This window comes from Undibacterium sp. Di27W (genome assembly GCF_049340345.1).
Taxonomy (GTDB): domain Bacteria; phylum Pseudomonadota; class Gammaproteobacteria; order Burkholderiales; family Burkholderiaceae_D; genus Undibacterium.
This window is the reverse complement of the sequence record NZ_JBMPOS010000009.1, coordinates 160,718-186,407: the sequence shown is the minus strand read 5'-3', so window position 1 is coordinate 186,407 and position 25,690 is coordinate 160,718. Positions and strand designations below refer to the sequence as shown.

Below are 25,690 nucleotides of genomic sequence, written 5' to 3'. Positions count from 1 at the left end.
GGTCTGACTCGTTTATTTCAAACTGTCTGCGGTCACCAGACGTGTCTTGATGATCGTTGCAGGTGGCACCTGATCGCCCTTGAGACGGCGAAATGCCAGCATGATGCCAACATAACCCTGCTCAGCCGCACTTTGGTCTACCGTCGCCAGCAAACGGCCCTGCCGGATGGCGATGACGGCCTCTTCCAGCGCATCATAGCCAATCACGGCAACATCTGTCTTACCACTATCCTGCAAGTATTTAATGGCACCCAGGGCCATCATGTCGTTGGCGCAATACAAGAGACTGATCTCGGGGTGCTCAGCCAGCAGGCGCTTGCTGACATCCCGCCCTTCATCAATTTTCCAGCTGGCAGATTCCTTGGCCACCAGTTTGATGAACTTGTTGCTGGCAAAAGCCTGCTCGGCCCCCTGCACACGCAGGCGCGAGTTTTCTGTGCTGCGTATGCCTTCGAGGATGGCGACTGCAGTGGGTTTCTTGATCTGGTCTACCGCATATTTGACGGATTCAAAACTGGCTTTTTCATTATCCACGCCAACAAAAGGTACGTTTTGCATGCCCTGGCTTTGCATGGTGGGTGCATCCAGGCGGTTGTCAACGTCAATGATGACGATGCCCTGGTCCTGGGCTTTTTTCAGGATGGGCACCAGGCGTTTTGAATCACCAGGCGCAATCACGATGGCCGCCACCTTGTTTTGTATCAACTCATCGACTATCTGTATTTGCTGTTCTATCGAGGTTTCCTGCGCCCCCGTCTTGACCAGCAGCTCTACCCCATATTCCTTGGCGGCACGACGGGCGCCTTGCTCCATCTGTATGTAGTAGGGATTGGTCAGGGTCTTCATCACCAGGGCAATGCTGGTGATGGGCTTGCCTTTGGCAGAAGCAGTGAGGGTAGAGTTTGCTGCAGGGTTTGCCTTGTTCTTGCCCACCTCATCCTGGCAAGCCAGCAGCAATAAAGTGGACAGGGTTGCCACGATGGTCAACAGCAATCGACATGGACGCATGATACCTCCTGTTTTTTTGCAGGCAAGACCCCCAGTGTCCTGAGCTGCTCATTCGCGCAATAAACCTGGTTACCAGCTTATCCTAAACCAAGCATACACAGCGGGGGGCGGTATGCATTTGTGAACTTTTGTCAATCATGGGTACAAGCTAGATTAGCAATCCTTTGCTCAGGTCTTTTGCTACAAAGTTCTTATAAAAAAAGCAGCCCTGAGGCTGCTGAAGAACATAAGATGCAATACTATGCATAGGGAGCACAATACCAACACCGAGGAGGAGTATGTTCAGCCAACAGCATAGTCATGCGCCATGACGGCGGCATGACAGTAGTGTGTCTGTCCATCTCCACTCCCCTCTGGTGCGGCTAGCTAGCTGTCTTAAAATTCTTCCCACTCATCCGTTGCGCTTTGTGCCTTTTTGCTGCCAGTATTTGTCGTGGCTGGCTTGCTGACTTTAGTCGCCGCGGCGATTCTTGCTGCGGCTGGTTTTGCCTTCATCACCGTACTGGAAGCCCGGGGCGCTTTGTGGGCACTGTCAACAGGCGCAACTGGCTGCCGGCCATCATCGAGCTTGAACATGCTGATGATGTGCGACAAATGCTCTGCCTGTTCTTGCAGACTCTCGGCAGCAGCGGCAGCTTCTTCTACCAGGGCGGCATTTTGCTGCGTCATTTCATCCATCTGGGTGACGGCGCGGTTGACTTCTTCTATGCCTGAACTTTGCTCCTGGCTGGCGGCGGTGATTTCACTCATGATGTCAGCCACCTGTTTCACTGAGGTGACGATCTCGCCCATGGTCTGGCCTGCTTCATCAACCAGGCGCGCACCTGAGTCAACCTTGCCTACCGAGTCATCGATGAGGGACTTGATTTCTTTGGCCGCCGTGGCCGAGCGCTGTGCCAGGTTGCGCACCTCGGATGCCACCACGGCAAAGCCACGCCCTTGCTCACCGGCGCGAGCGGCCTCTACCGCCGCATTCAGGGCCAGGATATTGGTCTGGAAGGCGATGCCATCAATCACGCTGATGATATCGACGATTTTGCTGGAACTGTCCTTGATCGACACCATGGTATTGACCACTTGCGACACTACCTGGCCACCCTTGCCTGCCACTGTGGCAGCAGAAGCCGCCAACTGATTGGCCTGACGCGCATTGTCGGCATTTTGCCTGACGGTGGAAGTCAGCTCTTCCATCGACGAGGCGGTTTCTTCGAGTGAGCTGGCCTGGCTTTCAGTGCGGGCAGATAAATCAGCATTGCCTGCAGCGATCTCGCCTGAGGCCAGCCTGACCGAACCGCTGGTGGCGCGTATGTCTATCAGCACGGCGGCAATCTTGTCGACAAAGCGGTTAAAGGCCTCGCTAATTTGCGCCAGTTCATCCGTGCCATCAGCCGCCAGACGGCGGGTCAGGTCACCTTCACCAGTGGCGATGTCGGCCATGGCGTCGCGCACCAGTTCCAGGCGCTTCAGGGCGCGGGCGACCAGGGCGGTCAATACCAGAGCAGCCAGCGCTACCACGATGATGGCGGTCACTGCTGATGCCGTCAGCATGGCAGACAGGGCCTGGGTAGCCTCGGCACGGTCCAGCACGGTGGCCAGCAGCCAGTCAGTGCCAGCGATTCTGGTGACAAAGAGCATACCTTCACGCCCATTCAAATGGATGCTGCTACTGGTCTTGGAAGCCTCGGTAGCAGTCAGCATCTCGGTACTCAGCTTGGTGTCCAGCTCACTCAGGGGTTTGAGTGTCAGCTTTTCATTGGGGTGGGCGATGATCTTGCCGCTGCCGTCAAGCAGGAATGCATAGCTGGCAGGAGTAGGCTTGATGGAGGCGACATTGCTGGTGACAGCATCAAGCATGACATCGGCTGCTGCTACCGCTGTGATGCTGCCCTTGGGGCCTATGGGGTCAGCAAAGGTGACCACCAGTTTGCCAGTGCTGGCACCGATATAAGGCGTGGTGATGATGGGGCCGCCTGCCTCGGTAGCCTTGATATACCAGGGTCTTGCGGTAGGGTCATAATCAGCTGCGCGTTTGCGTTCTTGCGAAAACACCGCATGCTTGTCGGCAAAGCCTATATAGGCCATGTCAAACACACCTGCCTGCTCACCCGCCTTGAGTGCACCCAGCGGTTCAGGCAATTCTGCTGCCAGTTTGAGTGAAGCAACCGCCGCCTGCTTGGACTTGACCCACTCAGTAATCGCAGTCGCATGGCTTTCAGACAATTGCAATAACTGGCTATTGAGCGCATCCATGGTACGCGAGCGGGTGGTGAAGAAATTCGCTATCACCATGGACAACATGGCTATCACTACTATGGTCACACAAATGCTGATGAGCCTTCTACGCAGTGACGAAAAAAACATACCAGTTCTCCAATACTTGATAAATGAAACTCATGGAAAACCGCCCCAAATGTGTTGCAACTCCTGGTTGGGGCAATTTTGCGTAAATTTCTAAAAGTCGGGCAGGATAGTCTAAAACGCGAACTCTTGCAGGATAGCACCCATTTCATGATGAGGTAAATATAGCTACTTTACAAACTAACATTCACCTGTTGCAATACATTAACTGTGAAAATGCCCAGGCGCATTGCGCGCAATGAGAAATAAGCATTTGTTCGAGTTGTAATATAACCACGTTGCCACATACCAATGAATTCAGCAAACACTGGCTCAAAACCTCAGCCCACAGCACTACAAAGCCGATGTATTACAGATATGTAATCCATATAATTACCGCAACGCAGTAAAAAGTGGCTCTGTTGCAATTGTTAATTTTCTTCATGGATTACGTCATTTGCTGCATAGGCTTTGATTTCTTGTTTATGCACTGGTATCTTAAGTTAAGCACGAGTGAGTGATTACCTCTGGCCATGGCCAGAGTTCATGCAAGCCCAAAAGACACAATGCCAGCTCTAACCTGGCTTAACAGCGTTTGTTGATGCTGCACCTGAACAAAAAGCTGATTGTGTAATATTTTGCAACAAATTCACCGTAATTTTGCTGATGCATGAACTATCATGAATCAGGCTTCCTCAATTTGACTTTGAGCAGCAAACATGGATGCACTACGCGTACAACTGCATGAAAATTACATGTCAAGAGAGACGGTGGACTTGCTCGCCCTGGGCATCAAGCCCGATCTGCACGATCATGAATATGCGACCCTGGAATCCGTTTTGTCGGTGCGTGGTGTGGATATTTCTGTCTTGCGTGCAGAGCGTGACCAGTTAAAAATCGCCACTGCCTTACAGCTTGCCGATAATAAGCGCGCTCGTCTGTACAAGCGCTTGCTGGCACTGCTCATAGACACGGTTGGTGTGGCACTCCTGTTGGTAGCGCTGGGTTTGCTGATCACGGTAACCATGCCCAATCTGTTCAAGCAAACCAACCGTGCCATCCTCATCTTGTGGCTACTGTATCTGCTCTTCAAGGATGGCTTTGACGGCCAGAGCCTGGGCAAACGCATCATGAAAATACGGGTAGTCCACGCTGACACCGAGCAAGCTTGTAACCTGCCGCAATCTCTCATCCGCAATCTCGCTTTGCTGACGGTAGTAGACTGGTTTTTTATCCTGGGGCGCAGCAAGTTCCGCCTGGGGGATCTCATCGCGAGGACCAAGGTCATGAAAGCCAGTGCAGTAAAATAAATACCCGCTTCTGTAGGAACGGCTTTAGCCGCGAACCGATGGACACGGCAATACCTTCGCGGCTGAAGCCGCTCCTACGAAAATAGCGACTCAATACCATGCGCAAGCCGCTATCACTGTCATCATCACAAAAAATTCGTCGCATCAAACCCGACCAGGGTCAGATTATTGACATTCGTCAGGGTCCCCACCAGCACGATTTCATCTGGCGTGATGTTGGCAACATCCAGCTGGTTGATGACGAACCAGATGCTGGCGTCACCGATGATGTCGGCAGTGATCAAGACCATTTTGCTGGCGACGGTGGGAGCGGTAAAGGCTTTTCCAGGACCAAACAAGGCTGCCAGCTTGCTTGGATCGAGGGCATTGCCCTGTACCGTCAGCACATCGCCATTGGCCCAGGCTTTAGGGATGATGGCAGCGGCGTTGACGGCGGCGATTTTGCTGGTGCCGGTTTTGTTCAGGAAGGCAGAAAAATTCAATACGTCGCCACCCTTGCCTATGGCGAAATTAGTGATGGTGTCCACCCCATTTGCCACCGGGGTCGTGCCAAAGACATAGGTATCAACGCCTGTGCCACCCTGCATGGTATCGAAGCCGGGGCCACCGTCGAAAAAGTTGGGGTAGCTGGAACCTATCAGCAGATTATTGGCGGCATCCCCCTTGATGGTGGTGGTCACCGTCACCTTGCTGGCAGACGGTGTGCCGCCAGTGGTGGCAACCGGAGCAATAGCGCTCAGGTCTACATGGTTGATTTGTTTAACATCGCCACTCAGCAGGGCCAGGGGTTTGCTGTCCAGGGTCAGGGTGTCCGAGTTCAAATCGATCATTAGCGGCGTTGTCAGCGCCCCCTTGCCACTCAGCACATGATTGGTTTCATTGAGGGGGATATCGATGAAATTGATTTGCAAATCGCTCTTCACGGCATTGAGGATATTGGCCACTTTGCCACCTGTGAAGGAGGTATTGTCCAAAGTAACGGTCAGATTGCTGACATTATTGATACTGGCATGGGCAGTAGCATTGCCGGTCAATGTCAGGGTGGCTGTGGTATCGGTGGTCTTGACCAGGGTACCAGTCAGGCCGGTGGGTATATTTCCAAGCTTGCCCAGGCTGGCACCAACATTGCCCTTGAAGGTGTCGCCTGTCAGTGTCAGTATGATGCTGCCAGTGACACTGCCATCATTGATCTGTTTTTCCACAAAGGCGGGGGCTGAGTAACTGATGCTGCCAAAAGTTTGCGCCACCTCAGAAGCTTGCGCCACCTTGAGGACCAGTTGCTCCACATTGCTGGGGGCTGCAGCCGCCTCTGCCGTTGTCGGCATGCGTCCTATCAGGGTGGTGTACACGACACTGGCATAGACCTTGGTGGCGACGGCAATTTTGAATTCCTGCGACTGGGCAAACAGGTTGACGATATCACCACGCGCCATGCCATTGTTCATCTGGTCTACCCAATAGTCGCGACCGGCGACATCGGCTTTGCGGCCCAGCACATTTTGATAAATCAAATCCAGAAATTGCGTATTCGATAAATTTGTACCGTACTTGGCGGTAAATTCTTCCGAGTGGGCAAACACGTCGGCGATCTGGCTATTTGCACCGCCATTTCTGTGTACCCCCATCCAGAACAGGAAACCATCAGTATCCGGGATGCGGTTAAAAGCAGCCAGATACAGGCGCACTATCTGCTCAGAAGCCTGGCTGTATTCCGGCGCGATCAGGAAACTGTATTCCACCCCTGCACGGGTCAGCAAGCCTGAATCCAGGCGCGAAGCATACAGATCCACGGTCTGCTGGTCAGGTTGTCTGTCCCATAAGACCTGGAACAAGCCTGTTACAAATTCTTTATTGGTTTTAGCCATCATTGCACCTGCACTATCTGCAGCAAATGTTTATAGAAGAAACAAGGAAACATCAAGTATCCCTTGGTTTACGGCAAACTTGGGGCAAACCTTTGGAAAACTTATGGCAAACTTTCTACCAGCCCCAGTGTCTCATGCCAATATCGTGTAAAAATTCATCCTGCGAATTCATCCTGCTAGTATCCATGCCCTTGCCAGACGGCAAAATCCTGATTTAAGCAGTATATTCCAAAAAAATTCTGCGCAATTCATGCAACAAGGCTTAAAAAGCCAGCCAATTCAATTTTTTTATCGCGGCACAATTGATAAAATGAAACTCACTCGCTAGTCGCCTTGGCAAACCAGCAGAAAGCAATGCATCATGAAAATAGTCATACTCTTCCCTACCCAGACCGAAGCCAGTCTGTTCCAGCGTGAAGGCATCATCAGCATCGTCTCCGGGGTAGGCCTGACCGCCACCGCCCATGCCAGCCTGCAGGCGATTTATGAATATGAGCCAGATTTACTGATTATGGCAGGCATCGCCGGTGCCTATCCGCATTCCAGTTTCAAACTAGGCGATGTGGCCTTGGTGGAAAGCGAAGTCGAAGGCGATCTCGGTTTTTTCACACCAGACGGCTTTACCCATCTCGCCCATCTGCCCATAGACATGGAATTTGAACGCCGCCATACCCTGCACTGCCCGCACATCCCGGCAGGTACCGGTTTGCCACGGGCACGCAGCATGTCTCTCAATGCCGCCATGGCACATTATGTCGACACAGAGTTCGTCGATCTCGAAAACATGGAAGGCGCGGCCTTCTTCTACACCTGCCTGCGCGAAAACCAGCCCTTCCTGGAGTTACGCGCCGTCTCTAATTTCGTCAATGTCGACAATGATGAATGGGATATGCAAGGCTCGATCAAGGCCATGACGAAGGCCCTGCACCAATTATTAGACGACATCCAACATTGATATTCTCATGCACGGACCAGACCCAAGCAACAAGCATCCCATGCAAGGCTTCCCCCAGGTTTGCTATATCAAGAATACCGTCAGCAATCCGCACATCCTCATCGGTGACTACACCTATTATGATGACCCCGACGATGCAGAAAATTTCGAGCGCAATGTGCTCTACCATTTCCCCTTCATCGGCGACAAGCTCATCATAGGCAGGTTTTGTGCACTGGCGCGTGGTGTCAAATTCATCATGAATGGTGCCAATCACAATATGGCTGGCATCTCAACCTACCCTTTCCAGATCTTTGGCAATGGCTGGGAGAAAACACCCATGGACCTGGACGCCCTGCCCTACAAGGGTGACACCATCATAGGCAATGATGTCTGGATAGGGTATGAAGCCCTGATCATGCCGGGTGTGAAGATAGGCAATGGCGCCATCATTTCCTCACGCTCTGTGGTTGTCAGCGATGTACCCGCCTATAGTATCGTCGGTGGCAATCCAGCCAAAAGCATACGCCAGCGTTTTAGCAACGACATCATCGAGACTCTGGAAGAAATCGCCTGGTGGGACTGGCCGGTAGAGAAAATCAGCCGCTACATCCATGTTATCGTCAGTGGCGATGTCGCTGCCTTAAAGACCAGTGCGCTGGCGGCAGAGTAGCATCAGGACAATTTATTTTTTTATACCTATATGAAAATTACCGATATCCCTTTTGGCACGACAGACTGGTCAGCCCTGGAAAAAACCGAACATCCCGGCATCACAGGAAAAGCCTTTTGGCGCACTTGCCAGTTTGGTGACATCCGTGTGCGCATGGTCGAATACACCCCCGGCTACCTGGCCGATCACTGGTGTAGCAAGGGACATATCCTGCTGTGCCTGGAAGGTGAAATGCAAACCGAGCTTGACGATGGCCGCGTGCTGACGTTGACGGCAGGCATGAGCTACCAGGTTGCCGATGCTGCGGAGGCACATCGCTCATCCACGGCCATTGGCGCGAAATTGTTTATTGTCGATTAATTGCGCCTTTAACGCTTCAACGCATGTAAAACTCCCGCGAATTTACCCTGGCTGGCCAGCGCCCGCAGCACCCCTATTGCCCTATGGTATATTCACTCGCAAGCAACGCCCCAGCCTTGCTGGCAAGATAACAATCAGTCTATCAATACCATAGGGACCAAGAATGAAGAACAAACTGATATCAGCCTTATTGAGCAGCATGCTATGTAGCCTGGCGTTGACAGCAAACCTGGCATATGCACAGGACAAGCACCCCGGCGTGGAAACCACAGCCATCAAGGCAGGCCGCTTGCTGGATGTAGAAACCGGCAAAGTCTTGCGTGACCAGTTGATCGTCATCGTGAACGAACGCATTACAGCCATAGTCCCGATTGCCGGCACACCCATTCCTTACAATGCCAAGCTCATCGACCTCTCCAACGCCACCGTCTTGCCCGGCCTGATCGATGCCCATACCCACCTGACCAGCAATCCGCGCCAGCATGGCTATAGCTCTCTGGGGACATCCACTATACGTTCTGCCCTGTATGGCGTCCGGGCTGCGCGTGATACCCTTAATGCCGGTTTCACCACCGTGCGCGATGTAGGCTCTGAAGGTTTTGCCGACGTTGCCCTGCGCGATGCCATCAATGATGGCGACTTCCCTGGCCCACGCATCCTGGCTGCCGGTTATGCCATAGGCATCAAGGGTGGCCATTGCGACAATAATCTCTTGCCGCCAGAATACAATGACACTGGCAAGGGCGTGGCAGACGGCCCCTGGGCCGCACGCAGCAAAGTGCGTGAAATGGCCAAATATGGTGCCGATCTCATCAAGATTTGCGCTACTGGTGGCGTCTTATCCAAAGGCGATGCTGCCGGTGCCCAGCAATACACGCTGGAAGAAATGCAGGCCATCGTGCAAGAAGCCCACAAGCTGGGCCGCAAGGTTGCCGCCCATGCACACGGTGCCAGTGGCATCAGCGACGCCATCCGCGCCGGTGTCGATTCTGTTGAACACAGCAGCCTGATTGACGCAGAAGGCATCAAATTAGCCAAACAACATGGGACATGGCTGGTCATGGACATCTATAATGACGACTATATTCTCGGCGAAGGCGAAAAAGCAGGTTTCTTGCCCGAATCCCTGGCCAAGGAAAAAGAAATAGGCCAAAAACAGCGCGATAACTTCCGGGCGGCCCTGGAAGGCGGTGCCCGCATGGCTTTTGGCACCGATGCCGGGGTTTATCCGCATGGCGATAATGGCAAGCAATTTTATTACATGGTCAAGTATGGCATGACGCCACTGCAAGCCATACAGGCAGCCACCATCAATGCAGCAGATTTGCTGGGCTTGCAAGACAAGGTCGGCAGTATCAAGGTGGGCAAGCTGGCGGACATCATTGCTGTCGATGCTGATCCGCTGACGGATGTAACAAGCCTGACGAAAGTGAAATTCGTCATGAAGAGCGGCAAGGTTTACAAGTAATTTTTTAAGTCAAGACCTCTCAACACAGAGGCACAGAGACACAGAGAAGATCAGAAGAAAACCAGGAACCGGGATTCTTCATTTTAATCTGTGTTTCTTTTTTAGAAAGCAGCAATGAATCAGAAACTCAGCATAGATGAATACGACGCACTTGAGCAATTAAGCAAGCTGCCGCGCAATACAAAACCGAATGCCTGCATCAGCCGCAATGCCAAGCGCCTGTGCGGCATCAAGTTCATGACTTACCGCAAGGACGGCACGCTGGAATTGACCGACACCGGCAGGCAAACCCTGTTCATCAAACAATGCATCGATGGCTTGCGCGCCATTGCCAATGACCCCGACACCAGCCTGCCCGGCCCGGTCGCCACCTTCCTCGGCAAAAAAGCCCACGTCGCAGTCGATGCCGACACCGGCAAGATGACCATCACCCAGCGTGGTATTGAATGCCTGGCTGATATTGATGCGCAGATGGTGCAGGGGAATAAGTAAGCGGCGAAATGAACGTCAGGCTTTGCAACGTATTTTAGGCGGATACACATGCGTACGATTACGCTCGCGCTAATCGTACCTACCTGAGCTGGTTACCAACTTTCAAATAAGAGTTAGTTATCATCATGACGCATATATACCAATGGTTCTCGTTTCCCCAAGAGTTCTCGGTTGAATGCGCGAAGTGCAAAGGACATGCAATTTGCTCAAACGCCCCGATCACCAAAGCAACTCAGGTTGGAGCAAGCATTAGTTATGAGGCCATCGGGGAGCCGGGTATCTTTGAAGCCGATATTTCTTGTCTCAATTGTGGTTTTTCAGGGAGAAAAACAATCCATTGGCCACGTGATGCTTTTTGGAAGTGTCAGGTAAAAGGAAAAATACTTTGGGCATTTTCATTGGAACATGCAAACGTTCTACTAGAATTTATCCAGTCTTCCAATAGGAATTATCACGACCATACGGGATATCTAGCTTCATTATTACATCTGCCTAAACATTTTAAATTGGCAAAAAATCGTAAATCTGCAGTGACATCAATTAAGCGATTAATTGGAAAATCGAGGGAGCCGGTCTGATATGCCTACATTTTCAATTTTGTGCGCAATTACGTATCTAATCGTATCTACCTGAGCCAGCATTCATACATAGTGTGATTCAACAAAGTGCGCATCTGAATTATTTAAACATGCTGCACACACTAATTCATGCCCCAACCCGTAGGTACGATTAGCCCCGCGTAATCGTACGCATGTTATACATCGGGCGACCTCATTGTTATTTGATATTTTTCACAAAAATCCAGTGCATGGCCTTACTGAATTCAAAAAATAAGCATCACGCTTTATCAAAGTAGCAGAGGTAAATAGACATGCGTACGATTACGCTTGCGCTAATCGTACCTACGCGAAATAAATATAAGAGCTGTTTGTAGCTTCGGGCAGGCTGCCGATCGATAACAACGCGGTCGAGAACGCGATACGGCCTATTGCCATTGGCAAGAAGAACTGGCTGTTCGCAGGCTCAGAACGCGCAGGACGACGTGCTGCCGCTATCCAGACTTTACTGGGCACGGCAAGACTTAACGGTCTTAATCCACTGCAATGGCTGACCAGTGTCCTGGAACGTATCCCGACATGCCCTGACAGCCAAATCGATTCCCTGCTGCCATTTCAGAACTCTACTCCGCTGTAACTTCTTTTTATAGGTGGGGTGGCTGCGCGCTTACTGACTGTCAGGCTTTATTTGTCAACATAAATAACTGCAAGAATCCTACAACAGAAAGAGTACAAACAATTGATACCGACCAAAGAAATATTTTGTACCGGGATTTCTCATTTCTGAATTTACTCCGGATTTGACATAGGCCTACAGGGATAAGTGACATAAGTAATCCACCAATACCACCACCGATTGCTTCTGGTATTCCCCCATGTGATTCCCAATATTGCCGCCCTCCACTTAATACCATAGCTATGAATGTCAAGAAAAGGGCAAGAATTTTATCGGCTTTAGGTGCCATTTGTGCCTCAGCATTTTCTTTTTCAGATTTTGTCGCTGACGACTTGTAAGTGCTTTCAATCATATAATCATCCTAAAAAGTATTTCGTAAACCTGACGAACCTCTGCGTGCAAAATAAAATAACAAGCATAGCTACGATTAGCGTCAGCGTAATCGTACGCATGCAAGCCGGTCAAGTATCAAATACAGGCCACCTGCATGCTGGAATGAGCAGTGTATATTCCTTGGATACTCCTGTTATCTACCGTCATTTCAGATTTATCTGCAAACAGACTGCATCAGTATGCAAGCAACGCCGCTGGATGCCGGATCGAGCCCGGCATGACGGGTTTGAGGATATGGGCTTTAATTGCGAAATACATGTTCGCAAACCATTTTTTTCTCTGTTACCTAATACATGGTAACACCCACCGCCAGCAATTAGCCTCCAACATCGTCATGCCAGACTTGATCTGGCATCCAGGGTTTTATGCCGCACCCCGTAGGTACGATTAGCCCCGCGTAATCGTACGCATGTTATACATCGGGCGACCTCATTGTGATTTGATATTTTTCACAAAAATCCAGTGCATGGCCTTACTGAATTCAAAAAATAAGCATCACGCTTTATCAAAGTAGCAGAGGTAAATAGACATGCGTACGATTACGCTTGCTAATCGTACCTACGCAAGAAATAAAACGTTTAATTCGCCGTGGCTGCTGGTGTTTGTCCAAACTTTAACTGCATCAGCAGATTTGCTGTATCAGCATTAAGCCAATAGTCTTTCACCTTCCCATCCTCAATACGAAGGATGTCTGTCCCTGTAAATTCCACAGGTGTACCGATGGCAGCATTCGCACCTGGCATGCCGCCGCCATAGTTGCCAGTTGCCTCCCAGCGCAGCACGACAAAGTTAGCGTCGACTATGGGGCCGACTTGTACCGAGAATTGCAGATTTTTGAAAAGTCCATGGCTTTGTGCTACCCAGGCCGCAAGCCCTGCCGGACCACTAATCGCAGTATCGGCACGTCCATCCAGCAGCGTGGCATGCAAGGCGAAATCGGGTGCGATGATGGCTTTTGCCAATTCCAGGTCCCCATTCCACAGCGAGATCCATTGCTTAGTCAGTGCCTGGTGAGGCGTGGCCAAGCGGCCTTGATGTTGGTGTGATTGCGCCTGTGGCAGATGTTGCAGCCTCAGCAGTCGCAGCGAAAGCCGCTGTCATGCCCGCGCCAGTTAATGTAATTGCGGCGACCACCTGCATGGCTCTACGGGTAATTTTGCTGATTGAATTCATGAAAAGCTCCTGAAATTTTGTTGAAAAATTTATGTCGACGTTTATTCATCGCCCATCTGCTGGAGTACGCCTGCGCCAGTCAGCAAGATCATCGTCTATGAGCTTGCAGGTGTTCAGACCTACTGCGATGGAAGGAGTATGTATGAAGATCCAGGCAAATAGAATTGCCGAAAAATGACTAGCAGCTATGCATTAATGTATAGCGTTGCTTGTCGTTGCTTATCGTTGGATGTATACGGGAAGAAGTTTGATCCTGTATGCCGGGGCTTACCGTGGCAAGCAGTCACTTTTATTGACGAAGCTCAGATGCCCGGTGCAAAAGCAGTTCCAGGTCATGCCCCAGGCTTTCAACATCCGCAAGCGTGAAAAAATGCAGGTCAATTACAGCCACCTGGCGTCTCAGTCTCATTCACCTATTTTGGGAATGGGACAATCTGTCCTGGCTCACACGCTTCATTTGTTGCCATGTCCCGCCCTGCCAAATAATTTTCTTAGTCTTCCCATTCCAAAAAATCTTGGCCATACGTCAAGAGCGCTACCAACTGCATTGGTATATGCCAGATTGGCAGGCAGTCTGACCTGTATCGCAGTACCCTCACCCGCTACGGATTTCATGAGGTAGTTTGCGCCCATGGCCTCTGCACGCTCTTTCATTCCCACCAGTCCCCAGTGGCCTTCGCGTTGTCCTGCCTCGACGATGGCGACAGGTAGCCCTTGCCCATTGTCTGCGACACGCAGGGTAAAGTAATCACGCTGATATTCCAGCTCCAGTGTGACCTTGCTGGCATTTGAATGTCTTGCTGCATTGAGCAGGGCTTCACGGGCAATGGCATGGATTTCATTGCGGACCGCTTCGCATAGCCAGTGCGGCTTGCCACGCACGGTCAGTGTGAAACGTTCATTGAGCAGGATACTGCCATATTGCTGCAGTGCCTGTTCCAGTTCTTCCGGTACGGATTGGCTGCGCAGGTCCATGATGTGTTCGCGCCCTTCTACCATGAGCTGATCGGCCAGGTCCAGGGTTTGTTCGAGCTTGGCACGTTCTTCCGAGTCGCTGGGCAGGCGGCGTGCCTGGCTGTCAAAATACATGATGAGACCTTGCACGCTTTGCAGCAGGGTGTCGTGCAGGCCGCGGGCGATACGGGTGCGTTCTGCCAGTCTTTCATGCATGAGGTCTTGCATGTGGGCGGTCAGGTAGCGTATACGCAGCAGGTAGAGTACATACAAGAATACCGTGGCCAGCAAGAGCAGCAAGGCAATGAACCATGGTGTCTCTGTGAAAACGGGCGTGATACCGATTTGCATGGCCGTGCCTTGCTCATTCCACAGGCCATCTTCATTGGCGGCTTTGACCATGAAGCGATAATTGCCAGGTGGCAGATTGGTGTAGAAGGCTTCGCGCCGTCCCTGCGAGTCTTGCCAGCCTTTGTCATAGCCTTGCAGTTGGTAGCGAAAGCTGATGCGTTCCGGCATGCTGAGGCTCAGTGCAGTAAAGCTGATCTGGATGTCGCGGTTTTCTTTTGGCAATTGCAGTGCTGGCTGCGCCGCATAGTCTTTGCTACCAGCGTGGACAGCGGTAATCTGCACAGACGGTGGCAGAAGATTGCGAGCGATTTTTTGAGTATCTATCGTGGCGATTTCGCTGGTGGTAGAAAACCACAGCTGGCCATCACTGGCGGCAATCAGCGATGGCAATGGCCGCAGTTGCGATGGGCTGCCCAGCAAGCCATCGAGTGCATTGAAACGCTCATAATTTGTGACATGGGCGGGATCACGCAATAGCTGTTCAACTTCGCTGGCAGGGATGTGGGTAATGCCATCTGCGCCATGCAGCCAGAGGTCGCCAGTGGCGGTGCGGACTATGCCTGATATGCCTCTCAAGGCTTGTTGGCCGCTGACTTTGACAGGTACAAAATGTTGGGCGTCAAGTTTGCTGTTGTACAGTGCCAGGCCATATTCACCACCTGCCCAAAGGTGTTCGCCATCGGCTTGCAGGGCCAGCACATTGCCGAGTTCAAGACCTTGCTCTTTGCCAAAGAGCTGGACATGCTTGCCGTCTATCAGGGCAATGTGGCTATACAAATAGCCCGCCCAGATGCGGCCATGGTTGTCCTTGGTGAGGCTCATGACTGTCTCGGTGGGCAAGCCATTGAGGCCGCTTTGCAATTGCCATTTACCTTCATCAATACGGAATAATCCTTTGCGTGATACAGAGACCCATTGTTGCCGAGAGTCGATCGCGACCATGGCCTGGACCTGGTTACCCGCAATATCAGGTGGCATGGGCAACGTACTGAACTTTCCAGAATTCTCGCGTCGCCACAATCCAGTATCATTACCCAGCCAGATCAAGCCATCATCAGCGCGATAAGCCATGCTGAATTGTCCTCGCAATTCTTGCTTGAGATCGCCAGAGTCTTTGAAGCGGCGCACTACTCCAGCAAAATCAGCGGTGATGACTTCGCCATTGCCAGCACTGGCCATGGAGGGATGATCAAACGGTAGCGCCACCGGCAAAATATGCAGGCGATTGCGACGCAGGCGGTCCAGCCCGTGGGAGGTGCCTATCCAGATATTAGCTTCTCTGTCCTGGAAAAAAGTCTGCGGCAAGGGGCCGCTCATGCCACTCTCTTTGGTTAACAACTGGTCGGGGCCGCTGTCGGCTGTCCACGGTGCCTGGCGACGTTCCAGTGCGTGGGTGCGCAGGATCCACATGACGCCATCACGATCAAAGAACATACCATTGCCTTCTATCTCTGGTCTGGGGGCGGCATTGCCTGCCGGGGCGCGGGTACTCATGCGATAGAATTTATACGCACCGTCAGAAGCCCATAGCGTGCCGTCGGGGCTTTCTGCCATGGCCATCAAATCGAGTTTGGGCCAGGCCTGGATATAGCGGGCCTCACCAGGGCGACGAAAGTAGACGCCACCCTTGACAGAAACCCATTGCACACCAGCCTTGTCAAACAGAATTTGCCTGGCCATGAATTGTGGTAAACCACTGTCAGTGCCTACGGGCTTGAAACGCTGCGCTCCCGGAGCCAGCATCGCCAGGCCTTCACGGGTGGCGGCCCAGATGCTGCCGTCCGGCCCCAGGGTCATGCTCATGACGCTGCCGCCGGGCAGGCCGTCTGCCTCGGTAAAAGTGCGCACGGTATTGTTCTTGAAAACGCTGATGCCGCCAAAACGATAACCTACCCACAGGCTGCCATCGGGTGTGCCCAGCAAACCCAGTACATTGCTGGATCGTAGTGGCTGACCCTGGACTTTATCCATACGCTCAAAACGCAATCCATCAAAACGGAACAGGCCCGTGGGCGTGGCTATCCACAACCAGCCATCGGTGGTCTGGGCAAACTTGAGTACATCACTGGGCGCGCCATTGAGAGCATTCCAGGGGGTGTGAGTATAGTCAGACAGCAAGCGGCTGGGCTGGGCTGTAGTCACGGTGGAATAATTGGCCTCAGCCGCAGTGACAGGCCTGAGGAGAATAAAAAGGGAGCTGAACAACAGCGCAGCCATGCCGGTTTTCAGCAAGGTCTGCCATTTGGGAAAAAGCACGTGGGTGATCCTGGACGATAAATAAACAATCTATAGCCCACAGTCTAACCAAATTTATCAAAACGAAACAAATGATAAGCGATTACTTTTTACGCTTATTTGTACTGTAAGGGTAATGTATCAAGAATACAGATGAATATGCAGCTTCGCTTACTCAGAAAAAAACAGCAAAACCGCACATAAAATCAGCACTGGCAAGACCAGCGCAAAAAAACCTGCATACATAAATGCAAATGCCCCGCCTACTGCCCCTACGCCAAAGGCGAGTACTGGCCACAAAAATTTCCACAAGCGGGCCTTGGTGCCTGTCACTGCACTGCCCCTGAGTATATCTACCAGGTCAATCACGATCTGGGTGACATTGCCTGTCATCACGGTGGTGGGTGCCAGTTCTGTCCATACCAGGCGGCTGGCGGCGTTTTGTATGCCCATGGCAGCGGCACCGGCTATGCCGGCGACCAGGGGCAAGACAGCGTCTGTGCTTTGCACAGGAACGGATAAGCAGCCCAGCAGCATGAAGGCCAGCAAGAACAGCAACTGCATGCCTGTCAGCGCACGCGCAGCGGATTTACCGCTGGCTTCCAGCTTGACAGCAACAATGCGTGCCAGTGCCACTGCCAGGATAAAGGCCGGGAAAGCCAGAAACTTGATCAGCACACCATGGCTGGGGTGGGCCAGCTCGCTGCCGATGAGCACAAAGTTGCCAGTGACATGGGCAGTGAACAAGCCAAACAGGGCGACAAAGCCCACGGTATCAACATAACCTGCGGTAAAACCAAGGGCAATACCCAGCGTGTGCTTGCTTGTCATGCAGTGTTACCTTTGCTCAATGAATACCTGCCCGGCCCGGCCAGGGCGATAGTGCCAAAGATGATCAGCAACAGCCAGCCAAACTGGCCTTCGGCGATGCTCCAGTCAGGGTGTACCGCCAGCATGGACACCAGCAGCAGGAAGATGATGGGCAGGCTAGCCAGCCTTGTCAAGATGCCTGCTGCAATCAGTAGCGGGCATACAATTTCTGCCAGCAGCGCCAGCCACAACGTCAGGCTGCGGCCCAGATGCATAGGATCATCAATATGCGCCAGCTCTGTGCTGTAATGCATCAGCTTGGGCAAGCCATGCACATACAAGAGCATGAAAGCGCCAGCCAGCCTGAGGAAGAGCAAGCCCAGATCAGGTTTGGCTGGCATGGACAGCCGCTGGAAGAAATTCGTTGTACGCATCTTATGCCTTTCAGGCGAACTGACCAGCAGCCAGGTAACCGACCGTCATGGCCACCACCAGCAAAGCGCCGATGGGCGTTGGTGGTGCTGGCGAAGGAATATCCAGCCAGCGGCATAAACCACCGATAGCCAAACCCAGTAATGCACCTATGGCGATATCCATCTCAAGTTCCCTTCTTGTCATCTAAAGCATGGCCGCCGCACAAGGCCTTGTGTTTCGCTTCTTGCGCCTGGGTGTAACGGTCAACCAGCCAATAACCCAGGCTCATGGTAAACACTAAAAAAGCCCCGCTCAACACCGGCGGTGAAGGCACGGGTATATGCAGCAATTTGCAGCCCGCTCCAGTGACGAAGGAGATGAGCAGCCCCAGCAAAATTTTTGAATAACGCATAGTGATGCTCTCTAAAAACGCAAAATTAAAACGCAAAACAACTACAACCGAGCGCACCCCAGAACCCTGAAAAATCAGAGACTGGTACATTGGCAGCACGTGCCACATCATGCCTGTGTACATGCACACCACAAGCACCACGGCACTGGTGCGGCAAGGCGGTTTTTTGCGTGTTTGTCACTGCGCGATAATGGCCGCTGACCTTGGTGACAGGCGACCAGTCTGGCAGCACCGGTATGGCAGGGGGTGACAAGGGATTAAATTCTGCCGCGCCATACACAATCTTGCCACCAACGATGGTGAGTACCGCTTCTATGTGTTTGATGCTTTCTTCCGTCACGCTGAAATAATCAGCCGACAGCACGGCCAGGTCAGCCAGTTGGCCTTCCTTGATCTGGCCTTTTTTACCTTGCTCATTGGAAAACCAGCTACTGCCCAGCGTCCATAACTCCAGCGCGGCATCGCGTGATAATTGCGCATTGACGCTGGCCAGGCGCAAGCCACCGACGGTGCGGCCAGAGACCAGCCAGTACAGCGCAGTCCAGGGGTTATAGCTGGCCACGCGGGTGGCGTCAGTGCCTGCACCTACGGGCACGCCCATCTCCAGCATCTTGGCAACAGGTGGGGTAGCGCGGGCAGCGTCTGCGCCATAACGTTCTACAAAATATTCCCCCTGGAAAGCCATCCTGTGCTGGATGGCGATGCCGCCACCGAGTGCGCGCACGCGTTCTATATTGCGTTCTGTAATCGTCTCGGCATGGTCAAACATCCAGTGCAGGCCATCAAAAGGGATGTCGCGGTTGACTTTTTCAAACACATCGAGCATGCGGCTGATAGACTCATCATAGGTTGCATGCAGACGGAAAGGCCAGCGCTGGCTGACCAGATGGCGCACGACTTTTTCGAGTTCGTCTTCCATGCCTGCGGCCAGGTCGGGGCGCGGCTCCAGAAAGTCTTCAAAATCGGCGGCAGAAAATACCAGCATTTCACCCGCGCCATTGTGACGGTAAAAGTCGCTGCCATCACCGGGCTTGACCATGTCAGTCCAGCGCTCAAAGTCTTGCAGCTCTTGCCCTTTGTTCTGGGTGAACAGGTTGTAGGCGATGCGTATGGTCAACTGCTGGTCTTTGGCAAGCTGGTCGATGATGGCATAGTCTTCAGGATAGTTCTGGAAGCCACCACCAGCATCAATGGCGCTGGTCAAACCCAGGCGGTTCAGCTCACGCATGAACTGGCGGGTAGAATTGACTTGCAAGTCCAGCGGCAGTTTGGGGCCTTTGGCCAGGGTGGCATACAGTATCATCGCATTGGGTTTGGCGATGAGCATACCGGTAGGGTTGCCTGCGGCATCGCGCTGGATTTCGCCACCGGGCGGGTTAGGTGTGTCCTTGGTATAACCCACTGCGCGCAAGGCCGCTCGGTTGAGCAGCGCCCTGTCATACAGATGCAGGATAAACACGGGCGTATCTGGCGCAGCAGCATTGATTTCTTCCAGCGTGGGCATGCGCTTTTCTGCGAACTGGAACTCAGTCCAGCCGCCAACGACCCTGACCCATTGCGGCTGCGGCGTGCGCAAGGCCTGCTCTTTCAACATGCGCAGGGCATCTGCCAGCGAGGGCACGCCTTCCCAGCGCAGCTCAAGATTGTAGTTGAGGCCACCGCGTATCAGGTGGATGTGCGAATCATTCAGGCCGGGGATGACGCAGCGCTTTTGCAAGTCGATGATTTGGGTTGTGGCTGCCTTGAAGCGCATGACGCTTTCTGTATCGCCAACCGCCAGGAACTTGCCATCCTTGATGGCGACTGCACCAGCGAGTGGCTGGCTGCGGTCTACTGTGTGGAACTGGCCGTTGTTTAAGATCAGGTCTGCGTGCATGTGGTTACCTCTTGGAAAATCATCATTGATCCGGTGGTTTTCAGCCACCGGATCATTAAAAACAAAAGCCTGCCAAAGATTAATGCGCTTCACTGGCATTGAACATGCTCTTCGCATAAATCAGGCCCAGACCATAGCCGCCGCCATGGGTGATGGCAGTAGCAACAGTTTGATTGTAAGTCTCGCCACGTGCCCAGTCACGTTGTAATTCGAGCAGATATTGCAGCGATGTCATCGGGCGGGCACCCATTTGTATCATGCGCTCCATGGCGTGCTGGTGAGCTTCTGCCGAGACATCACCGCAGGTATCAGCAATCACATACACTTCAAAACCTTGTTCCAGCGCCGAGATAGCCGGGCCGACGATGCAGACGGAAGTCCACAGGCCAGCCAGCACGATTCTGTCCTTGCCCTTGGCATTGACGAGCTCGGCAATGCGGCTGTCTTCCCATGTGTTCATGCTGGTGCGGTCAACGATTTTTTCATCGGGGAAAACGTTTTTGATTTCTTCAAAGATGGGGCCGGAAAAAGACTTTTCTGCCACCGTGGTCAGTATGGTCGCCACCTGGAACTCCTTGGCAGCCTTGGCCACCATGGCGGCATTATTGCGTAAGGCCACGAGGTCGATGGATTTAGTCGCAAAGGCCATTTGCGGTTGATGATCTATCATGATCAGGGTATGGTTAGTCGGGTTCAACAGGGCTTTACCTGGTTCTGCTTTAGCGATAGGCATGGTGTGTTCTTTCAAAAAATTGGATGGCTAGGTGGATGGGGACTACTTTTATTTTATGCGTCTGGCTTGCCAGACTGCCGCAACAAGAAAAACGACAAATAACACCGCAAATAAAGTTTGCAAGACGGGTGCTTCCGGGCTGTCCAGCAGAGGGTGACCCAAAGGCAGGCGCGTGCTGGTTTCGGTAATGCCAGGTATCAGATGAAAGAAAAAACTCAGTGAATAGCTGACTACCTCAACCTGTCTTGAAAAACGGCCAAACAAAGAACTGGTTTGCGCCAGCACGGCTATCGCCAACACCACCAGCGTGATCAGGGCCAGGGCATGCGGTTTGCCAAAGCCGCCGTGGGCAAATATGCCCAGGCCAGTCAGGCAAGAAACCACTGTGGTCACCAGATATATTTTGCCGCCGGTCTTGCGCGGGTCTATGGCCTGCCAGCGCCAGAATGCATGCAGGCCGGCAATGACAGCCACCAGACTGATGGTGGTATGAAAAATACCGAGTACGGTAAGTCCAAACATGATCTTTCCCTCTCCTGACGTTAATGGGTTGTAATACTTTTACTTGCAAAAAAACTTAGCTCGCCAGAGCTTGCAGCGCGGCGGCAACACCTGCACCATAGGCAGGATCAGCCTTGCTGCAGTTACTGACGTGGCGTTGTTGTATCTCCAGCGCGGCGCCACTGAGAGAGCGTGCCGTATTCTCAAACAAGAGTTGCTGCTTGTCTGTGCTGAGCAGGCGGAACAGATTGCCAGGCTGGCTGTAGTAATCTTCATCGACATGATGATCCCAGTGGCCTGCCGCGCCTTCCAGTGCCAGTGGCGGTTCGGCAAATGCAGGCTGTTGTTGCCATGCGCCTTTGGAATTGGGTTCATAGCCGATCAGGCTGCCCTGATTGCCATCGACCCTGGCTGCACCGTCACGGTGGTAACTGTGGAAAGGGCATCTTGGCGCATTCACTGGTATCTGGTGGTGGTTGACGCCGAGGCGGTAGCGCTGTGCATCGCCATAGGCAAACAAGCGTGACTGCAACATGCGGTCTGGTGAAAAACCGATGCCCGGTACAATATTGGCAGGCGAGAAGGCCGCTTGTTCTACATCTGCAAAATAATTGTCAGGGTTGCGATTTAATTCCAGCACGCCGACGTCAATCAACGGGTAATCCTTGTGTGGCCAGACCTTGCTGAGGTCGAAGGGATTGATGTGGTAAGTCGCGGCGTCTTTTTCTGGCATGACTTGTATCTTCAGGCTCCAGCGCGGGAAATCACCATGTTCTATGCTATGGAATAAATCACGCTGGGCACTTTCACGGTCTTGCCCGACCAGTTTTTCTGCTTCTGCATCGGTCAGGTTGACGATACCTTGCTGGCACACAAAATGGAACTTGACCCAGTGTCTTTCATTGGCCGCATTCAACATGCTATAGGTGTGGCTGCCAAAACCATGCATATGCCGGTAACTTGCGGGTAAGCCGCGGTCACTCATGACGATGGTGATTTGGTGCAGGGCTTCTGGCAATAGTGTCCAGAAGTCCCAGTTATTGTCAGCACTGCGCAGGTTGCTGCGTGGGTCGCGTTTTACGGCATGGTTCAGATCCGGGAACTTCAGCGGATCGCGCATAAAAAACACGGGAGTGTTATTGCCAACCACGTCCCAGTTACCTTCTTCGGTATAAAACTTGACGGCAAAACCGCGGATGTCGCGTTCTGCATCAGCCGCGCCGCGCTCACCGGCGACGGTAGAAAAGCGCATGAAGATATCGGTCTTCTTGCCCACTTCAGCAAATACACTGGCTTTGCTGTAAGCAGAAATATCATGCGTCACCGTGAAAGTGCCAAACGCGCCTGAGCCTTTGGCATGCATGCGGCGTTCAGGTATCACTTCACGGTTGAAGTGCGCCATTTTTTCCAGATGCCATATATCCTGCAGCAAGAGCGGGCCACGCGGGCCGGCACTCTGGGTATTCTGGTTATCGACTACCGGCGCACCGGCTGCTGTCGTTAATTTATTCATTTTTTTCTACTCGCTTATTGAGTATCTGGTATTAAGTATCTGATAGTGAGTATCTGATTGCGAACATCTCATTGCTCATTGCCTTCATGCAGGACGATCAGGCGCCGTCCAAAAAATTTCGCATCAAGGGAATACGCTCCTGGCCCCAGCAAGGCCAGTGCGATGGCATTGGCAATCACCAGGCATATCACTGGCGACACACTGGACAACACCCCCTGACCGAACAGGCACAAAGCCGCCGTCGCCCCGCAAAGCAGGGCAAGCAGCGGCGTTAATATGCCTATGCATAGCAAGACGGCCAGGCCCTCTATCAACATGTCTACCCAGCCAGCCATTGCTGGTTTGCTGCAACAGGCACTGGCTGCGGGTAGCTGCAAGGCCACCACGATGCGCAGTATCAGCAAACCTGCCCCGGCCCGGCCAGCCGGAAACATCGAATACAGTCTTTGCATAGCGCGGCTGGGGGTGGTCTGTATTTAAGACTTGATAAAACTGAGCATGTCTTTGTTGAACTGGTCTTTGTGGGTATCCGTCAAGCCATGTGGTGCGCCTGCGTAGACCAGCAGTTTGGAATTCTTGACCAGTTTGGCAGAAGCACGTCCGGCAGCGTCGATAGGCACGATCTGGTCGTCATCACCATGCACGATCAGGGTGGGGATATCGAATTTCTTGAGATCTTCCCTGAAATCAGTTTCCGAGAATGCCTTGATGGAATCATAGGTATTCTTGTGCCCGCCCTGCATGCCTTGCGCCCACCAGGAATAAACCAGGCCTTGCGATACTTTGGCACCCGGGCGATTAAAGCCATAGAATGGCCCGCCTGCCACATCCAGATACAGCTGCGCACGGTTAGCCAGTGAGCCGGCACGCAGGCCATCAAACACCGACATCGGCAAACCACCAGGATTGCTATCTGTCTTCAGCATCAAAGGTGGCACAGCCGAGATCAGGCCAGCCTTGGCCAGGCGCTTGGTGCCATGGCGGCCTATATAACGCGCCACTTCGCCACCGCCGGTAGAGAAGCCAAACAGCACGACGTTTTTCAGGTCCAGCAATTCAATCAACTGCGCCAGATCGTCGGCGTAGTGATCCATGTCATTGCCATCCCAGGGTTGGCTGGAGCGGCCATGGCCACGACGGTCATGGGCGATGCAGCGGAAGCCTTGTGAGGCCAGGAAGATCATTTGCGATTCCCAGCTATCAGAATTCAATGGCCAGCCATGGCAAAAAACGACGGGCTGACCTGAGCCCCAGTCCTTGTAATAAATATCGGTACCATCTTTGGTTTTAAAGTAAGCCATTTTTTTCTCTCCGTGGAAGTGAGTTGTTGTTGCCGGTGTTGCTGGTGCTGTCTGATTGGCCTGATCGGCCTGTGTTGAAGAGATCGCCATGGCGCCAAACGGCAGGCTGATTGCGCCGACAGTAGCTACACTGCCGAGCAAGACCTTGCGCCGCTGGTGATCCACTGCCATGTCGTGGTCTTTGGTTTCCATGAATTCTCCAATTGCATCAATAAATAAAGGACTACGCCCCCGCCCCAAAACAATGGCTGTTGAGCACAATGGCAAGCCGGGTGTAGCAGATGCGAGCTAGTGTAGGGTTCTTGTAAAAATTGCACATCACTCCAAAGCGGGGTAGGCGACTCATCATTTCGGGTAGTTTTTGGATGGCCACCAACATCAATCTGCTGCATCTATTGTCGATACAATTGTTTTTGCAGAAAATGCCAGACCCTGTCTAAGCGCGACACTGCCAACTGGCGGTCGGGTACAGATTTGCTGCCCAGGCTCAGTGACAATTCTGTACCTGCCTCTGGGCCGCTCCACATTTCCAGTCTGGCTTGCAGGGCAATGGCATACCCCAGCATTTGCTGCACACCGGGATAGCCGTGCTGCTTATCTGTATCTATATTTCTTACTGCCCTGCCCTTGCCGTCGTCGCGGATGCGCAAGCTGAGCTTGCCCCAGGCATGACAAAGCTCTACTTCCACCGTCTCTGCATGCACATGCAAGGCGGCATTGATCATGGCCACCCGTGCCAGTTGATAAAGGGTAGTAAGCATGTCTCTTGTCGCAGGCAAGCCAGAACCACTGATGCAAAAGCGAAATGAAGTGTAGCTGCCAGATGCCAGACTGATGGCCAGCCTGACCAGCGCTTGTTCCAGGTCGGTGCCTGAGTGAGCAGCGCTTTGTTCATCCTGCATGGCTTGCCGTCCCTGTGCCAGCAAATTATCAGCCTCGTCCAGCACCGTTTCTATTTGAGCCCGCTCATGTCCATCGCCAGGTAAATGACTAGCGGTAGTCTGCAGGCTCAGCATCAGCCCTTGCATGCCCTGTATCAGGGTATCGTGCACATCCTCAAGCACAGGACTGCCCTGCAAGCGCCGCTGGCTCAAGGTGGCAGCGCGTGACATGCCCGCCTGGCACAAGAAATAAATGCATGCACTCAGCACCAGCACAGCCAGCATCGATTGCCAGGGCAGCATCGCGTCATGGAAGAAAAGTGGCGTGCCAGGCATGCTGCAAACCGGATAGGCTGCGATCAACATGGAATCCTGGTTTGATGTGAAGGAAGTGAGCAATGTCATGCCAGCGGCGCAAACAGGCAATACCCATTCAGGGTAATTGACAGCTTCTGGCATGCTT

At 52.6% G+C, this 25,690-nt stretch carries 25 protein-coding genes and 1 pseudogene; 8 read left to right on the top strand and 18 right to left on the bottom strand.

Annotation, left to right across the window (positions count from 1 at the left end; all coding sequences use genetic code 11):
- Nucleotides 1-12: 12 nt before the first annotated feature.
- Nucleotides 13-1,008 (bottom strand): substrate-binding domain-containing protein, encoded by a 996-nt coding sequence (locus tag ACO0LF_RS18930; protein ID WP_423016776.1) that lies wholly within the window; start codon nt 1,006-1,008, stop codon nt 13-15.
- A gap of 375 nt (nt 1,009-1,383) precedes the next feature.
- The gene (locus tag ACO0LF_RS18925; protein ID WP_423016774.1) at nt 1,384-3,369 is read right to left on the bottom strand and encodes a methyl-accepting chemotaxis protein; all 1,986 of its coding nucleotides are present in this window, start codon (nt 3,367-3,369) and stop codon (nt 1,384-1,386) included.
- 695 nt (nt 3,370-4,064) lie between these two features.
- Here ACO0LF_RS18925 and ACO0LF_RS18920 point away from each other — a divergent pair.
- On the top strand, nt 4,065-4,655 hold the full coding sequence (locus tag ACO0LF_RS18920) for an RDD family protein (RefSeq protein WP_423016772.1): 591 nt from the start codon (nt 4,065-4,067) through the stop codon (nt 4,653-4,655).
- Nucleotides 4,656-4,780: 125 nt separating this feature from the next.
- Here ACO0LF_RS18920 and ACO0LF_RS18915 read toward each other — a convergent pair whose 3' ends face one another.
- Nucleotides 4,781-6,523 carry a DUF4214 domain-containing protein gene (locus tag ACO0LF_RS18915; protein WP_423016770.1) on the bottom strand — a complete coding sequence of 581 codons (1,743 nt, stop codon included), beginning with the start codon at nt 6,521-6,523 and terminating at the stop codon, nt 4,781-4,783.
- Between the two features lie 358 nt (nt 6,524-6,881).
- Here ACO0LF_RS18915 and ACO0LF_RS18910 point away from each other — a divergent pair, with 358 nt between their 5' ends.
- From ACO0LF_RS18910 to ACO0LF_RS18880, 7 genes and pseudogenes are all read left to right on the top strand, one after another.
- Complete coding sequence (locus ACO0LF_RS18910) at nt 6,882-7,475, top strand: hypothetical protein (RefSeq protein WP_423016768.1); 594 nt, start codon at nt 6,882-6,884, stop codon at nt 7,473-7,475.
- Between the two features lie 7 nt (nt 7,476-7,482).
- Nucleotides 7,483-8,127: a Vat family streptogramin A O-acetyltransferase gene (locus tag ACO0LF_RS18905; RefSeq protein ID WP_423016766.1), complete on the top strand. Its 645-nt coding sequence runs from the start codon at nt 7,483-7,485 to the stop codon at nt 8,125-8,127.
- A gap of 30 nt (nt 8,128-8,157) precedes the next feature.
- A complete protein-coding gene (locus ACO0LF_RS18900; RefSeq protein ID WP_423016764.1) occupies nt 8,158-8,487 on the top strand; it encodes a DHCW motif cupin fold protein in 330 nt (109 codons plus the stop codon).
- A gap of 163 nt (nt 8,488-8,650) precedes the next feature.
- Nucleotides 8,651-9,955, top strand: a complete 1,305-nt coding sequence (locus ACO0LF_RS18895; protein WP_423016762.1) for an amidohydrolase family protein — start codon at nt 8,651-8,653, stop codon at nt 9,953-9,955.
- A gap of 114 nt (nt 9,956-10,069) precedes the next feature.
- Nucleotides 10,070-10,447 carry a hypothetical protein gene (locus ACO0LF_RS18890; protein WP_423016760.1) on the top strand — a complete coding sequence of 126 codons (378 nt, stop codon included), beginning with the start codon at nt 10,070-10,072 and terminating at the stop codon, nt 10,445-10,447.
- 125 nt (nt 10,448-10,572) lie between these two features.
- On the top strand, nt 10,573-11,025 hold the full coding sequence (locus tag ACO0LF_RS18885) for a hypothetical protein (protein WP_423016758.1): 453 nt from the start codon (nt 10,573-10,575) through the stop codon (nt 11,023-11,025).
- A 349-nt stretch (nt 11,026-11,374) separates the two neighbouring features.
- A pseudogene (locus ACO0LF_RS18880) lies at nt 11,375-11,641 on the top strand (transposase domain-containing protein); the annotation flags it as partial.
- A gap of 40 nt (nt 11,642-11,681) precedes the next feature.
- Here the strand turns inward: ACO0LF_RS18880 and ACO0LF_RS18875 are convergent.
- The 15 genes from ACO0LF_RS18875 to ACO0LF_RS18805 form a co-directional block, all read right to left on the bottom strand.
- A complete protein-coding gene (locus ACO0LF_RS18875) occupies nt 11,682-12,032 on the bottom strand; it encodes a hypothetical protein (protein ID WP_423016756.1) in 351 nt (116 codons plus the stop codon).
- Nucleotides 12,033-12,651: 619 nt separating this feature from the next.
- A complete protein-coding gene (locus ACO0LF_RS18870) occupies nt 12,652-13,098 on the bottom strand; it encodes an ester cyclase (RefSeq protein ID WP_423016754.1) in 447 nt (148 codons plus the stop codon).
- Entirely contained in the window at nt 13,070-13,246 is a 177-nt protein-coding gene (locus ACO0LF_RS18865) for a hypothetical protein (protein WP_423016752.1), read from the bottom strand. The genes ACO0LF_RS18870 and ACO0LF_RS18865 overlap by 29 nt, the downstream gene beginning before the upstream one ends.
- A 453-nt stretch (nt 13,247-13,699) precedes the next feature.
- Nucleotides 13,700-16,807 (bottom strand): sensor histidine kinase, encoded by a 3,108-nt coding sequence (locus ACO0LF_RS18860; protein ID WP_423016750.1) that lies wholly within the window; start codon nt 16,805-16,807, stop codon nt 13,700-13,702.
- Nucleotides 16,808-16,957: 150 nt separating this feature from the next.
- A complete protein-coding gene (locus ACO0LF_RS18855) occupies nt 16,958-17,617 on the bottom strand; it encodes a YoaK family protein (protein ID WP_423016748.1) in 660 nt (219 codons plus the stop codon).
- Nucleotides 17,614-18,030: a DoxX family protein gene (locus ACO0LF_RS18850; protein WP_423016746.1), complete on the bottom strand. Its 417-nt coding sequence runs from the start codon at nt 18,028-18,030 to the stop codon at nt 17,614-17,616. The genes ACO0LF_RS18855 and ACO0LF_RS18850 overlap by 4 nt, the downstream gene beginning before the upstream one ends.
- Nucleotides 18,031-18,040: 10 nt before the next feature.
- Entirely contained in the window at nt 18,041-18,193 is a 153-nt protein-coding gene (locus ACO0LF_RS18845; protein WP_162060251.1) for a DUF1427 family protein, read from the bottom strand.
- Nucleotide 18,194: 1 nt separating this feature from the next.
- Complete coding sequence (locus tag ACO0LF_RS18840; protein WP_423016744.1) at nt 18,195-18,422, bottom strand: DUF1427 family protein; 228 nt, start codon at nt 18,420-18,422, stop codon at nt 18,195-18,197.
- A 25-nt stretch (nt 18,423-18,447) separates the two neighbouring features.
- Nucleotides 18,448-20,298, bottom strand: a complete 1,851-nt coding sequence (locus ACO0LF_RS18835) for an amidohydrolase (RefSeq protein WP_423016742.1) — start codon at nt 20,296-20,298, stop codon at nt 18,448-18,450.
- Between the two features lie 79 nt (nt 20,299-20,377).
- Complete coding sequence (locus ACO0LF_RS18830; RefSeq protein ID WP_423016740.1) at nt 20,378-21,031, bottom strand: hydrolase; 654 nt, start codon at nt 21,029-21,031, stop codon at nt 20,378-20,380.
- A 48-nt stretch (nt 21,032-21,079) separates the two neighbouring features.
- Nucleotides 21,080-21,553 (bottom strand): hypothetical protein, encoded by a 474-nt coding sequence (locus tag ACO0LF_RS18825; RefSeq protein WP_423016738.1) that lies wholly within the window; start codon nt 21,551-21,553, stop codon nt 21,080-21,082.
- A gap of 55 nt (nt 21,554-21,608) precedes the next feature.
- On the bottom strand, nt 21,609-23,045 hold the full coding sequence (locus ACO0LF_RS18820) for a catalase (protein WP_423016736.1): 1,437 nt from the start codon (nt 23,043-23,045) through the stop codon (nt 21,609-21,611).
- 68 nt (nt 23,046-23,113) lie between these two features.
- A complete protein-coding gene (locus ACO0LF_RS18815) occupies nt 23,114-23,497 on the bottom strand; it encodes a hypothetical protein (RefSeq protein ID WP_423016734.1) in 384 nt (127 codons plus the stop codon).
- A 24-nt stretch (nt 23,498-23,521) separates the two neighbouring features.
- On the bottom strand, nt 23,522-24,346 hold the full coding sequence (locus ACO0LF_RS18810; protein WP_423016967.1) for an alpha/beta fold hydrolase: 825 nt from the start codon (nt 24,344-24,346) through the stop codon (nt 23,522-23,524).
- A gap of 392 nt (nt 24,347-24,738) precedes the next feature.
- A complete protein-coding gene (locus tag ACO0LF_RS18805) occupies nt 24,739-25,686 on the bottom strand; it encodes a sensor histidine kinase (RefSeq protein WP_423016732.1) in 948 nt (315 codons plus the stop codon).
- Nucleotides 25,687-25,690: the final 4 nt, after the last annotated feature.

Bases quoted from the DNA above. Each gene is read 5' to 3' on its own strand.
- ACO0LF_RS18815 (WP_423016734.1), bottom strand. From the start codon at position 23,497: ATGCAAAGACTGTATTCGATGTTTCCGGCTGGCCGGGCCGGGGCAGGT.
- ACO0LF_RS18865 (WP_423016752.1), bottom strand. From the start codon at position 13,246: ATGAATTCAATCAGCAAAATTACCCGTAGAGCCATGCAGGTGGTCGCC.
- ACO0LF_RS18905 (WP_423016766.1), top strand. From the start codon at position 7,483: ATGCACGGACCAGACCCAAGCAACAAGCATCCCATGCAAGGCTTCCCC.
- ACO0LF_RS18910 (WP_423016768.1), top strand. From the start codon at position 6,882: ATGAAAATAGTCATACTCTTCCCTACCCAGACCGAAGCCAGTCTGTTC.
- ACO0LF_RS18925 (WP_423016774.1), bottom strand. From the start codon at position 3,369: ATGTTTTTTTCGTCACTGCGTAGAAGGCTCATCAGCATTTGTGTGACC.
- ACO0LF_RS18825 (WP_423016738.1), bottom strand. From the start codon at position 21,553: ATGTTTGGACTTACCGTACTCGGTATTTTTCATACCACCATCAGTCTG.
- ACO0LF_RS18885 (WP_423016758.1), top strand. From the start codon at position 10,573: ATGACGCATATATACCAATGGTTCTCGTTTCCCCAAGAGTTCTCGGTT.
- ACO0LF_RS18915 (WP_423016770.1), bottom strand. From the start codon at position 6,523: ATGATGGCTAAAACCAATAAAGAATTTGTAACAGGCTTGTTCCAGGTC.
- ACO0LF_RS18900 (WP_423016764.1), top strand. From the start codon at position 8,158: ATGAAAATTACCGATATCCCTTTTGGCACGACAGACTGGTCAGCCCTG.
- ACO0LF_RS18835 (WP_423016742.1), bottom strand. From the start codon at position 20,298: ATGCACGCAGACCTGATCTTAAACAACGGCCAGTTCCACACAGTAGAC.
- ACO0LF_RS18805 (WP_423016732.1), bottom strand. From the start codon at position 25,686: ATGCCAGAAGCTGTCAATTACCCTGAATGGGTATTGCCTGTTTGCGCC.
- ACO0LF_RS18890 (WP_423016760.1), top strand. From the start codon at position 10,070: ATGAATCAGAAACTCAGCATAGATGAATACGACGCACTTGAGCAATTA.
- ACO0LF_RS18810 (WP_423016967.1), bottom strand. From the start codon at position 24,346: ATGGCTTACTTTAAAACCAAAGATGGTACCGATATTTATTACAAGGAC.
- ACO0LF_RS18875 (WP_423016756.1), bottom strand. From the start codon at position 12,032: ATGATTGAAAGCACTTACAAGTCGTCAGCGACAAAATCTGAAAAAGAA.
- ACO0LF_RS18920 (WP_423016772.1), top strand. From the start codon at position 4,065: ATGGATGCACTACGCGTACAACTGCATGAAAATTACATGTCAAGAGAG.
- ACO0LF_RS18830 (WP_423016740.1), bottom strand. From the start codon at position 21,031: ATGCCTATCGCTAAAGCAGAACCAGGTAAAGCCCTGTTGAACCCGACT.
- ACO0LF_RS18850 (WP_423016746.1), bottom strand. From the start codon at position 18,030: ATGCGTACAACGAATTTCTTCCAGCGGCTGTCCATGCCAGCCAAACCT.
- ACO0LF_RS18855 (WP_423016748.1), bottom strand. From the start codon at position 17,617: ATGACAAGCAAGCACACGCTGGGTATTGCCCTTGGTTTTACCGCAGGT.
- ACO0LF_RS18840 (WP_423016744.1), bottom strand. From the start codon at position 18,422: ATGCGTTATTCAAAAATTTTGCTGGGGCTGCTCATCTCCTTCGTCACT.
- ACO0LF_RS18930 (WP_423016776.1), bottom strand. From the start codon at position 1,008: ATGCGTCCATGTCGATTGCTGTTGACCATCGTGGCAACCCTGTCCACT.
- ACO0LF_RS18895 (WP_423016762.1), top strand. From the start codon at position 8,651: ATGAAGAACAAACTGATATCAGCCTTATTGAGCAGCATGCTATGTAGC.
- ACO0LF_RS18820 (WP_423016736.1), bottom strand. From the start codon at position 23,045: ATGAATAAATTAACGACAGCAGCCGGTGCGCCGGTAGTCGATAACCAG.
- ACO0LF_RS18845 (WP_162060251.1), bottom strand. From the start codon at position 18,193: ATGGATATCGCCATAGGTGCATTACTGGGTTTGGCTATCGGTGGTTTA.